Origin of the sequence: Prevotella sp. P4-98, assembly GCF_002251405.1 — a bacterium.
Lineage (GTDB): Bacteria > Bacteroidota > Bacteroidia > Bacteroidales > Bacteroidaceae > Prevotella.
Window position 1 is genome coordinate 1 of sequence record NZ_NPJC01000089.1, and the last position, 1,411, is coordinate 1,411.

General features: G+C 43.0%; 2 protein-coding genes. Both read right to left on the bottom strand.

What is annotated here, in order from left to right:
* Positions 1-32: 32 nt before the first annotated feature.
* Positions 33-926 carry an IS3 family transposase gene (locus CIK96_RS12990; RefSeq protein WP_144007542.1) on the bottom strand — a complete coding sequence of 298 codons (894 nt, stop codon included), beginning with the start codon at positions 924-926 and terminating at the stop codon, positions 33-35.
* Positions 848-1,372, bottom strand: a complete 525-nt coding sequence (locus CIK96_RS12995) for a transposase (RefSeq protein ID WP_094440838.1) — start codon at positions 1,370-1,372, stop codon at positions 848-850. The genes CIK96_RS12990 and CIK96_RS12995 overlap by 79 nt, the downstream gene beginning before the upstream one ends.
* Between the last annotated feature and the right edge of the window lie 39 nt (positions 1,373-1,411).

Here is a 1,411-nt window from a genome sequence, read left to right on the forward strand (position 1 = left end):
TGATGTGACCCCAAAAAGTTGGACGGTTTATCTTATTTGTTTTGATGTTGTTTCCTGTATTGTACAGGACTCATGCCGAGCCTAAGCTTAATTCTCTTGTTGTTATAGTACGAGATATATTCCTCCAATTCCTTCTTGAAACATTTGATATCATCGAACGAGTTTACATATAGTAGTTCGTTCTTCATCAGTCCAAAGAAGTTCTCCATCATGGAGTTGTCCAAACAGTTGCCCTTTCTTGACATGCTTTGCACAATGCCTCTTTCTTGAAGCATATTCTGATACTCCTTGTGCTGGTAGTGCCAGCCCTGGTCAGAGTGCATGATAAGGCCAGCATAGTTGGCCTTGTTGCCAAAAGCCTTCTTTAGCATCTCGGTCACCATCTTCAGGTTCGGACTGTCTGATATCGTAAAGCTGACAATCTCTCCATTCCAGAGGTCAAGTATAGTAGACAGATAGCACTTGCGATCTTTTATATTGACCTGAGAAACGTCTGTAGCCCACTTCTGATTTGGACCAGTAGCGCTAAAATCACGCTCAAGCACATTAGGTGCCGTCTTGCCGATTTGTCCTTTATAAGACCGATAATGGCGTACTTTTCTCTTGGCCTGGAGTGACATTTTTTGCATAAGCCTTGCAACAGTCTTGTGATTGATGCAAATGCCTTGACTGCGGAGCTCAATGCATATTCTCCTGTACCCGTAACGTCCTTTGTTCCTGGCGTATATGTCTGTTATCTTCTTACAGACTTCTTCGTGCTTGTCTTGTTTCTGCTTGATGTGATAGAAGAAAGTTGAGCGAGCCATCCCTACGACCTTCAGCAGATGCTTGAGGTCGTGCTTTGGCCTTAATGATTGGATGGCTTGTGCCCAGTCTTTAGCTCTCGGGCCTCCCTTTCGTCCATTAAAGCCTTTACTTTTTTTAATAGCGCATTCTCTGCTCTGAGATAAGCAAGCTCTTCAAGTAACTCATCCTTACTGAGCTGCCTGTCATTTATCTTCTTTGATACCATTTTCTGAGGTTTGTGTGATAATGGCAAAGTGCTGGAAGGCAAGTGACTCTCAGCCTGATAGGCTTTGTACCAGGTTCTAAACTGGACCTGAGAAACCTTGTGCTCAACACAGAACCGGAGCAAAGGTACATCTTTTTTCTGATATTCATGAATCAAAAACATTTTTTCTGATTCAGAATACACCCTGTACTTGCGTTTCTTGAGTCCTGCTTTACCGAAGATTTCGTAGTTGAGGTGCCATAACTGTTGCAAAGAGAAACTGACGCCTGTGAGTTCTCTTATCGTCTGCGCAGGCATTCCGTTCTCAATCATCTGACAGATAGCCAGACGTTCTTTCAATGAGCGTTTCTTATACTTCATATTCTTGTTGGTTGTGTCCAACTTTTGGGGTTCAGTTCA